This is a genomic window from Mesorhizobium sp. LSJC285A00, assembly GCF_000503155.1.
Lineage (GTDB): Bacteria > Pseudomonadota > Alphaproteobacteria > Rhizobiales > Rhizobiaceae > Mesorhizobium.
Map to the genome: position 1 here is coordinate 159,890 of NZ_AYVK01000013.1, position 9,571 is coordinate 169,460.

General features: G+C 62.8%; 8 protein-coding genes. 5 read left to right on the top strand and 3 right to left on the bottom strand.

Features of this window, described 5'->3' with window-relative positions; all coding sequences use genetic code 11:
• Window positions 1-65: 65 nt before the first annotated feature.
• Window positions 66-1,382, bottom strand: coding sequence for an ABC transporter substrate-binding protein (locus X726_RS155230; RefSeq protein ID WP_023669849.1), 1,317 nt, complete (start codon window positions 1,380-1,382; stop codon window positions 66-68).
• A 359-nt stretch (window positions 1,383-1,741) separates the two neighbouring features.
• Window positions 1,742-2,425: a TetR/AcrR family transcriptional regulator gene (locus X726_RS155225; protein ID WP_023669850.1), complete on the bottom strand. Its 684-nt coding sequence runs from the start codon at window positions 2,423-2,425 to the stop codon at window positions 1,742-1,744.
• Window positions 2,426-2,536: 111 nt separating this feature from the next.
• Between X726_RS155225 and X726_RS155220 the strand changes: the two genes are divergently transcribed.
• Genes X726_RS155220 through X726_RS155210 form a run of 3 tightly spaced genes read left to right on the top strand, consistent with a single transcriptional unit; the run spans window position 2,537 to window position 5,019 of the window.
• Window positions 2,537-3,730 (top strand): Tm-1-like ATP-binding domain-containing protein, encoded by a 1,194-nt coding sequence (locus X726_RS155220; RefSeq protein WP_031214900.1) that lies wholly within the window; start codon window positions 2,537-2,539, stop codon window positions 3,728-3,730.
• Window positions 3,731-3,743: 13 nt separating this feature from the next.
• Window positions 3,744-4,598, top strand: coding sequence for a phosphoenolpyruvate hydrolase family protein (locus X726_RS155215; protein ID WP_023669852.1), 855 nt, complete (start codon window positions 3,744-3,746; stop codon window positions 4,596-4,598).
• A gap of 4 nt (window positions 4,599-4,602) precedes the next feature.
• Complete coding sequence (locus X726_RS155210) at window positions 4,603-5,019, top strand: cupin domain-containing protein (protein WP_023669853.1); 417 nt, start codon at window positions 4,603-4,605, stop codon at window positions 5,017-5,019.
• A gap of 170 nt (window positions 5,020-5,189) precedes the next feature.
• Here the strand turns inward: X726_RS155210 and X726_RS155205 are convergent, their stop codons facing one another.
• The gene (locus tag X726_RS155205; protein WP_023669854.1) at window positions 5,190-6,380 is read right to left on the bottom strand and encodes a Xaa-Pro peptidase family protein; all 1,191 of its coding nucleotides are present in this window, start codon (window positions 6,378-6,380) and stop codon (window positions 5,190-5,192) included.
• Between the two features lie 365 nt (window positions 6,381-6,745).
• Between X726_RS155205 and X726_RS155200 the strand changes: the two genes are divergently transcribed.
• The gene (locus tag X726_RS155200) at window positions 6,746-8,350 is read left to right on the top strand and encodes an ABC transporter substrate-binding protein (protein WP_023669855.1); all 1,605 of its coding nucleotides are present in this window, start codon (window positions 6,746-6,748) and stop codon (window positions 8,348-8,350) included.
• A 202-nt stretch (window positions 8,351-8,552) separates the two neighbouring features.
• Window positions 8,553-9,539, top strand: coding sequence for an ABC transporter permease (locus X726_RS155195; RefSeq protein WP_023669856.1), 987 nt, complete (start codon window positions 8,553-8,555; stop codon window positions 9,537-9,539).
• Window positions 9,540-9,571 lie beyond the last annotated feature (32 nt).

Here is a 9,571-nt window from a genome sequence, read left to right on the forward strand (position 1 = left end):
CCTGCTCCCGTTTCGGAAAAAAAGAACGGAGGAGGCACGGATGCCTCCTCCGCGAGAAAAGCTGCTTATTGGCCGCGGCCGTATTTCTTGAACGTCGCGTTCCAGTCGCCTGCGAGCGCGTCCAGCGTTTCCTTGGCGGTGCCTTCGCCGCCGATCATGTAGGGATAGACGCGCTGGTTGAGCTGCTGCAGCAGTTCGGCATATTCCGGCACCGCCCAGAAGTCCTTCACCTTGAACATGGTCTCGTAGAAGGCCTTGTTGTACGGCGTGGCGTTCTGGAATTCCTCCGACTTGAGCACGGCGGCGCTGCAGGTGTAGCCGCCGAGCGCTGCCCACTTCTTCTGGGTCTCGTCCTTGATGAACCATTCAAGGAACTTCGTCGCCTCTTCCTGCTTCTTGGAGTAGGAGACGATGGAGATGCCCTGACCGCCGAGTGCGGCGAACTGATCGCCGTTCGGGCCTGGAGGATTGGCGAAGAAGCCGGTGTTCTTGGCGTTCGGGTTCGACGCCTCGTTGATCAGCGAGGGGAAGAACGCGAAGTAGTTCATGCTCATCGCGGCCAGGTTTTCGGTGATCGCCTGGTTGTCCTCGACGAAGAACGACTTGGCCCAGCCCGGAGGCGTGAACGTGTAGAGTTCCTTGTAGGCGTCGAGTGCGGCGATTGCCTTGTCGGAGTTGATGAAGCCGTCGACCTTGTAGGTCTTGTAGTCACCCAGTTCGCCGCCGAAGGAGAACAGCGCGTTTTCGAAGCCCATCGCCATCGCGTCATAGGAATTGTCGGTGTAGATGGCGATGCCGTATCGCTTCTGATCCGGCCGATAGAAGAACTCCGCGATGTCGCGCAGCGCCTTGAAATCCTTCGGCACGTCGAGATCGTAGCCGTACTTGGCCTTGAAGGCTTCCTTTTCCTTCGGGTCCTCGAACCAGTCCTTGCGATAGGACCAGCCGACAGCGTCGCCTTCGAGCGGGATCGCCCAGTACTTGCTGCTGCCGCCCGGATATTCGGCGTAATATTTCACCGTTGCCGGCGCCATCACTTCGCCAAGCTTGTGCTTGTTGAAGAAGTCGGTCAGGTCGACATAGTGGCCGCCGGTCGAGCCGGCGCCGAGCCATTGCGAGTCGCCGACGACCATATCATAGGCGTCGCCATGGGCGTTGAACTCGGTGAAAGCCTTGGTCTGGAAGTCGGACCAGGGCGTGGTTTCCACCGTGATCTTGACGCCGGTTTCCTTCTCGTACTCGTTGCCGAGTTCCTGCAGATAATTGGCCGGATCCCATTCCGCCCAAAAGATGGTGAGCTCCTTGTCCTGCGCGTAGACGGACGTTCCGCAGGCAAGTACTAAGCCGATACCAGCAAGCAGGCTGGTCATTGTCTTGCGCATAATGATTTCCTCCCTTGTGCGCATTCTACCTTGTCATGCTAGCCGGCGGTGAAGCCGGCCTGGTAGTTCCTCCCGAGATCGCACCTTTCCGGTTCCAAGCCTCCTCGCTTTGCCGGAAACTGGATCGCAGCTCTCACTTTCGATCCGCTTTTTCTGTCCTGATCTGGTATTACCAATTTTAGATAGCCGTCAAGCTCTTTCTTGGACCACCACCGGACCTTGTATAACCGGATTCTTCATGTATCCGACTGTTTTCCCTGAATTTTCCTACTCGTTGATATAGGAGAGCCTTGTTTCGGCACCGCCATCCCGGTTAACATCAATAGTGGGCATCCAAATCTGGTCGAACCAGATTGGCGCTATTTCGCCAATGCCGCTGTCGGGGCCGCATCGATTTCAGCCGTTGATTCCGCCACCGCGGCGCGCACAAGGGCGCCCGCCGCCCATTGCGCGACCGACCGCATGCCGCGGCTATCGAGCTCCCATATATCCTTCAGCACGATCAGCACTTCGACGCCGAACATCATCGACAGCGCCTGTGCCAGTCGCTTGAACTCGCGCGGCGGCAGCCGGCCCTTGAGCGGTGCGATGGCGTCCTTCAGCAGCTGGACGCGATGTCCGCGCGTGAATTGCGGTTCGCCGTCCAACGTGCCCGCCTGCCGCTGCGCCCATTGGTCGAGCGACAGTTTCAGCGCCGCCTTGAAAGTTGCCTCGAAAGCCTCGATGCGCGGCATGGCGGTATCGAACAATTCGGCAACGCGGCGCCCGGCATCGGTGGACGTCGATTGCCAGGTCAGGATCGGCCCAAGCCCCTCGTCGACCACCGCCTGCACCAGGGCTGCCTGGCTGGGGAAATAGCGATAGGCGGTGGCGCGCGACACTTGCGCCGCCTCCGCGACTTCGCTGACAGACGGGGTGACGCCCGCCTGCATCAGCCGCGTCGCCGTCTCCAGCATCAGCCGTTTTGTGCGGGCCCGCGGGCCGCGTTCGGCAGCCTCGTTGGCGTCGTCGTTCCCAGCGGCTTGTTGACGTGAGACTTCCATGTCAATACGATACGCGCGTCTCAAAAAATTGCAATGACCTTTGCCCACCGAAAGGCCGGCAAAGGGCGACAGGCGGCCCGGCGCCGGTCGGCCGGTGACGGGAGAAACGCGATGAAGCGCATCTACGTGGTGGGCACAGCCGACACCAAGGGCGAGGAACTTGCCTTCCTGGCCGATGCTATTGCCGCCACCGGCAGTTCGGTTGCCCGTGTCGACATCGGAACGCGCGGCGCCACCGTGCCGGTCGATATCCCGGCCAGCGAGGTCGCGGCGCATCATCCGGATGGAGCCAGTGGCGTGCTCGGCATCGATGATCGCGGCACGGCAGTGGCCGGCATGGGCGCCGCCTTCACCAGTTTCATTCAGTCGCGCGACGACATATCAGGCGTGATCGGCATTGGCGGCGGCGGCGGCACGTCGATCATCACTGCCGGCATGCGCGCGCTGCCGCTTGGGCTGCCCAAGATCATGGTCTCGACGCTCGCCTCCGGCGACACCGCGCCCTATGTCGACGTCTCCGACATCATCATGATGCCATCGGTCACCGATATGGCGGGACTGAACCGGCTCTCCCGCACGGTGCTGCACAACGCGGCGCAAGCGATCGCCGGCATGGCCGCCAGGCCGGCGCCAGTCGCCACTGGCAAGCCGGCACTCGGGCTCACCATGTTCGGCGTCACCACGCCTTGCGTGACCGCCATCGCCGACCAGCTGCGCGCCAACTACGACTGCATGGTCTTCCACGCCACCGGAACCGGCGGCCGCTCGATGGAGAAGCTCGCGGACTCGGGCCTGCTCGCCGGCGTCATCGACATCACCACGACGGAAGTCTGCGACCTGTTGTTCGGCGGCGTGCTGCCGGCGACGGAAGACCGCTTCGGCGCTATCGCCCGCACCAAGCTGCCCTATGTCGGCTCGGTCGGCGCGCTGGACATGGTCAATTTCTGGGCGCCGCCGACCATTCCCGAGAAGTTTAGGGGCCGGCTGTTCTACGAGCACAATCCCAACGTCACGCTTATGCGCACCACGGCGAATGAATGCCGCGGCATAGGCGAGTGGATCGGCACCAGGCTCGCTCGCTGCGAGGGCCCTGTGCATTTCCTGATCCCCGAAAAAGGCGTCTCGGCACTCGACATCGAGGGCGGCGCCTTCTTCGACCTCGAAGCCGACGCCGTGCTGTTCGATGCCATCGAGCGCACCATCAGGCCGAGCGCCACGCGCCGCGTCACACGCCTGCCGTTGCACATCAACGATCCGGAATTTGCCAAAGCCGCAACCGCGGCCTTCCTCGACATCGCCAGATAGTGAGAGCCAACAAATGCCCGCAATACCGCGCAAAGACATATTGAAGAAGTTCAAGGCGATGATCGCCGACGGCGTGCCCATCGTCGGGGGCGGCGCCGGCACCGGCCTGTCGGCCAAGGCCGAGGAAGCCGGCGGCATCGACCTCATCATCATCTACAATTCCGGCCGCTACCGCATGGCCGGGCGCGGCTCGGCTGCCGGCCTGCTCGCCTATGGCAACGCCAACGAGATCGTCAAGGAAATGGCCTACGAGGTGCTGCCGGTGGTCAAAAAGACGCCGGTGCTGGCCGGTGTCAACGGCACCGATCCCTTCGTCATCATGCCGCTGCTGCTTGCCGAGCTGAAGACGATGGGCTTTTCCGGCGTGCAGAATTTCCCGACCATCGGCCTGTTCGATGGCAGCATGCGCCAGAGTTTTGAGGAAACCGGCATGGGCTTCGGGCTGGAGGTCGACATGATCGCCGAGGCGCACAAGCTCGATCTTCTGACCACGCCCTATGTCTTCAACCCCGACGAGGCGCGCGCCATGACAAAAGCCGGCGCCGACATCGTCGTTGCCCATATGGGGGTGACGACCGGCGGCTCGATCGGCGCGACGTCGGCCAAGTCGCTCGACGACTGCGTGGTCGAGATCGACGCCATCGCCAACGCGGCGCGCTCGGTGCGCAAGGATGTCATCCTGCTTTGCCATGGCGGGCCGATCTCGATGCCGGATGATGCCCGCTACATCCTCGACCGCTGCAAGGGCCTGCACGGCTTTTATGGCGCGAGTTCGATGGAACGGCTGCCGGCTGAAGCCGCGATCGCCAGGCAGACGGCGGATTTCAAGGCCGTCATGCTGCACGACCAGAAGAAAAAGAAGGGATGAGATCATGACCGACAAGAGCAAGGTATTCGTATACCCGAAGGACGTGAGCGCCTTCGGCTTTGACTGGGGCAAGCTGTCGCTGACGGTGGCGCCTGAAGTGAATGGCGCTGAGCGCTTTTCCGGCGGCGTCGTTGACCTGCCCTCAGGCAAGGGCCACACCCGCCACAACCATCCCGGCGCGGAAGAGATCATCTTCGTTATTTCGGGCAATGGCGAGCAGATGGTCGAGGACGAGGAGGGCAATCCGGTTGTCGCCAAGGTCGGCCCCGGCTGCACCATCTATGTGCCGGAAAGCCGTTTCCATTCGACACTGAACACGGGCGATGGGCCGATGCAGCTCTTCGTCGTCTATTCGCCGGCCGGACCCGAACTGGTGCTGCGGGAGTTGCCGGATTTCAGGTTGATCCCGGCGGGGAAGTAATCGCGAAAGGCCCCCTTCATCCGGCCGCTTCGCGGCCACCTTCTCCCCGAGGGGAGAAGAGGCAGAAGCCAGCGCCGGCGCAAACTCCTCTCCCCTCGGGGAGAGGTCGGATAGCCCCGAATTGCCCTTCGCAATTCGGATGGCAATCCGGGTGAGGGGGTAGCGCCGAGCTAGGCTATCCCACCTCTATTCCAGCCCCGCGCCCGATCCCCAAACATCACATATCCCGTATCCGTCACCGCCAACGTGTCCTCCAACTTGATGAACCCCCGCGTCGGGTGAAGCATGGTCGTCTCCACCGACAGCACCATGTTTGTCTCCAGCGGCTTGGCGGCATAGGTGCCTTCATAGGTCACCGGATGGTTGGTCATCAGGAACGGCGCTTCATGGGTGATCAGGCCCATGCCATGGGCGAAGAAATCCGTATAGGGCGCGACCTTCGACGCCTTCAGCACGCCCTCCGCGTGCGAAATCATATCGCCGCCGATGGTGCCTGCCCTCACCTTCGAGAACGCCGCCTGCTGCACCGTCTCGACCTCGGCCAACAGATCTTCCAGCTCGGCATCCGGTTCGCCCAGAATGCCCATGCGGCAGAGATCGCCGATATAGCCGTGATAATTGCCGCCGGAATCGATCGACAGCACCTCGCCCTTTTCCCAAGCCTGCGGTGACGCCGCACGGTTGTGGCTGGAGCCCAGCGTCAGCAGGCAATATTCGAAATGCGCGCCGCGATTGGTCTCCTCGCGCCTGAGCTGCTCGATCATCTCGGCCTTGGTCGTGCCTTCGCGCGCCCACTGGATAGTCGCCAACATGGAATCGGTGATCAGCTCGGAGGCGATGCGCAGCTTCTCCAGCTCGGCGTCTGTCTTGATGGCGCGCATGCGCTCCAGCATGCCGGTCGCGTCGATCAGCCTGGCATCCGGCAACGCCTTGCGGATCAGCGCATAGGCGTCCGACGGCAGGAAGGCCGGCTCGATGCCGATGCGGGCGCCTGCCTTGCCGATCTTGCTGACATGCTCGACCGCAAGATTGGCGGCGTCGAGCGTACCCCAGCAGGCGGCATGCAGCGTCGGCGTCCAGAACGGGTTGTTCTGGTGCTCGGCGCCTTCCATGCGGTTGCCGATATAGGCGGCATGATCCGGCCCGCCCTTCTCATAGACGACAACAGGCAGATAGCGGCTGTGGCCAATCGCATCCATGGCGGCGAAGAAGATGAATTTGTAGCCACCGAGCAGATATTGCGTGTTGTGCTTGGACGTCGCCAGCAGCACATCGATGCCGGCTTCCTCCATCAGCCGGTCGACCCTTGCCTGGTCGAACGGGATATTGCTGACGGCATTCTTGCCCGGGGCAATGTTCATTGTTCTCTCCCTGATTTCCGTGGGATCGCCGGCCGCGCTGCGCCCGATTCCCTTGGCTGTCGGTCAAATCTGCATCATTTTGTCCACTCTGGTCCAGCCAGAAATAGGTCAAATTGCTTCAGCGGGCGGTCGCCAAGTCGTCTTTGCTGCATATCAAGGCAATCTGGTCCTACCAGAATATCAGAATGAAAGGGCCACCTCTAAACTGGTCCAGCGGACGAAAATTTCAAAGCCAAGCAAGGATGCGCCAATTCCGTCTCTGGCGAAACCCTTGGCAAGGGCCATAATCGCCGCGAGGATGCTGGCGGGTGCCGCCAGCTTCGAGGGGTGCGCCCATCTGGTCGCGGAGAGGACGGAGTTCGGTCATGTCAGATATTTCCAGACGCACGCTGCTTGGCGGCTCAGCTTTGCTGCTGGCCTCCACCGCCCTGCCCACATTCAGCTGGGCGCAGACGCCGAAGAAAGGTGGCCGGCTGGTGCTCGCCGCCGATTCCGAGCCGCGCAATCTCAACCCGGCAATCGTCGCCTCCAACGGCGTTTTCTTCATCTCCAGCAAGATTGTCGAGACGCTGGCCGAAGCCTCGTTCGACGGCAAGGACGGGCTCGAGCCCCGCTTGGCGCTCTCCTGGGAAGGTGCTGCCGACGGGCTCTCGGTAACCTTCAAACTGCGCGATGGCGTCAAATGGCATGACGGCAAGCCGTTCACCTCGGCCGACGTCGCCTTCTCGGCGCTGCAGATATGGAAGCCGCTGCAGAATCTCGGCCGCACCGTGTTCAAGGATCTGGCCAGCGTCGACACCCCCGACGATCTCACCGCCGTGTTCAAATTCGCCAAACCGACCCCGTTCCAGCTGATACGCAATGCCTTGCCGGCGCTGAGCAGCGTGGTGCCGAAACATATCTACGAAGTCGGCAAGATCGAGGACAACCCGGCCAACAATGCCCCCATCGGCACCGGCCCGTTCAAGTTCGGCGAGTACAAGGCCGGCCAATATTACAAGCTGACAAGGAATGCGAACTATTGGGGCAAGGACGAGCCCTATCTCGACGAGATCATCTATCAGGTGCTGCCGGACCGCACGTCCGCCGCGGCCGCACTCGAGGCCGAAGAGATCCAGCTCGCCGCCTTCTCCGCCGTGCCACTGGCCGACCTCGACCGCATCTCGAAAGTGCCGGGCCTGAAGGTCATCTCCAAGGGCTATGAGGGGCTGACCTATCAACTCGTCGTCGAGATCAACCATCGCCGCAAGGAACTGGCCGACGTGAAGGTGCGCCAGGCGATCGCGCATGCCATCGACAAGGATTTCGTCGTCAAGACGGTGTTCCTCGGCTATGCCGCCACCGCTACCGGTCCGGTGCCGAAGAACGACCCGCAATTCTACACCGCCGACGTGCCGACCTATCCCTTCGACGTCGCCAAGGCCAACGCCCTGCTCGATGAGGCCGGCTACACCAAGGCCGATGATGGCAAGCGGTTTGCGCTCAAGCTTTTGCCGGCACCCTATTTCAACGAAACAAAACAGTTCGGCGATTATCTGCGCCAGGCGCTGGCCGCGATCGGCATCGACGCCGTGATCGTCAACAACGACTCGGCCGCGCACATCAAGGCCGTCTACACCGACCACGCCTTCGACCTCGCCGTCGGCCCGCCGGTGTTCCGCGGCGATCCTGCGATCTCGACCACAATCCTGGTGCAGAGCGGCATTCCCGACGGTGTGCCGTTCTCCAACCAGGGTGGCTACAAGAACGCCGAGCTCGATGCGCTGATCGCCAAGGCATCGGAAACGCTGGATGCGTCAGCGCGCACCGACCTCTACAACGAATTCCAGAAACAGGTCGCGGCCGACCTGCCGCTGATCAACGTCGCCGAATGGAGCTTCATCAGCGTCGCGCGCGATACCGTGGGCAACATCGCCAACAACCCGCGATGGGCGGTGTCGAACTGGGCGGACACCTATCTGGCTGGCTAGCGATCAGCCCGGCATGCTTGCGCATCGGTTGGACGAATGCTCATCATCAGGGATGAGAGTTCCTTCACGCCTCTGTTCTGTCCTGCCGGATAGCGCCAACCTTCACCCTCCCCCTTGTGGGGAGGGTCGGCGAGCGCTCGACNCCCCACCCCGCTCCGCTTCGCGGATCGACCCTCCCCACAAGGGGGAGGGTAAGGCAGCCATGACCCGTGCCCTCACCCTCATTCGCCGTCGCCTCGTCGGCAGCATCTTCGTGCTGCTGATCGTCATCATCGGCACATTCCTCCTCCTGGAAGCCGCCCCCGGTGACGCGGTCGACGCCTACATCGTCTCGACCGGCGGCGACGCCGGCATGATCGAATTGCTGCGTCATCGCTGGGGCCTTGACCAGTCCGAGTTGACCCGGCTCGCCAACTACCTCTGGGCGCTGCTGCATTTCGACCTCGGCCAGTCCGTCACTTTCTCAAGGCCGATCCGCGACGTCATCCTGGAACGCCTGCCGACGACACTGCTCCTGATGGTCACCGCCACCGCGCTCTCCTTCGGTTTGGGCTCGGCGCTCGGCATCTATGCCGGCGCCAGACCCGGCAGCTTTCGCGACCGCTTCCTGTCGATCGGCTCGCTGGCGCTTTATGCCGTGCCGGGTTTCTGGCTTGGCCTGGTGCTGATCGTCGTCTTTGCCGTCGACCTGCGCTGGCTGCCGATCGGCGGCATCGAGAGCCTGGCCTCGGACAAGACCGGTTTTGACCGCGCCACCGACATCGCCGTCCACCTCGTCCTGCCGGTTTCCGCGCTCGGCTTCATCTATCTCGCGCTCTATCTGCGCATGATGCGCGCCGGCATGGCCGAGGCGTGGCGGCAGGATTTTGTGCTCGCCGCCCGCGCCAGGGGGCTGTCGCGCCGCCGCATCGTGCTCGCCCATGTCGCCCGCAACGCGCTCTTGCCGCTGCTCACCATGCTCGGCCTGCAATCGGCGCAGATGCTTGGCGGCAGTGTCGTCATCGAGAGCGTCTTTGCCGTGCCCGGCCTCGGCCGGCTGGCGCAGGAAGCGGTTGCCTCGCGCGATACGCCGCTGCTGCTCGGCATCATCCTCACCAGCGCCGTCCTCGTCATTGCCGTCAACCTTGCCGTCGACATCGCCTACGCCTTCCTCGACCCGCGCGTCGGCGCCAGCGAGGCCAGCGCGTGAGCGCGCTGCCGCGGTTCCTGCGCCGGCCGGAA

Excerpts from the sequence above, each read along its gene's own strand:
- X726_RS155230 (WP_023669849.1), bottom strand. The coding sequence starts at position 1,382 with ATGCGCAAGACAATGACCAGCCTGCTTGCTGGTATCGGCTTAGTACTT.
- X726_RS155225 (WP_023669850.1), bottom strand. The coding sequence starts at position 2,425 with ATGGAAGTCTCACGTCAACAAGCCGCTGGGAACGACGACGCCAACGAG.
- X726_RS155220 (WP_031214900.1), top strand. The coding sequence starts at position 2,537 with ATGAAGCGCATCTACGTGGTGGGCACAGCCGACACCAAGGGCGAGGAA.
- X726_RS155215 (WP_023669852.1), top strand. The coding sequence starts at position 3,744 with ATGCCCGCAATACCGCGCAAAGACATATTGAAGAAGTTCAAGGCGATG.
- X726_RS155210 (WP_023669853.1), top strand. The coding sequence starts at position 4,603 with ATGACCGACAAGAGCAAGGTATTCGTATACCCGAAGGACGTGAGCGCC.
- X726_RS155205 (WP_023669854.1), bottom strand. The coding sequence starts at position 6,380 with ATGAACATTGCCCCGGGCAAGAATGCCGTCAGCAATATCCCGTTCGAC.
- X726_RS155200 (WP_023669855.1), top strand. The coding sequence starts at position 6,746 with ATGTCAGATATTTCCAGACGCACGCTGCTTGGCGGCTCAGCTTTGCTG.
- X726_RS155195 (WP_023669856.1), top strand. The coding sequence starts at position 8,553 with ATGACCCGTGCCCTCACCCTCATTCGCCGTCGCCTCGTCGGCAGCATC.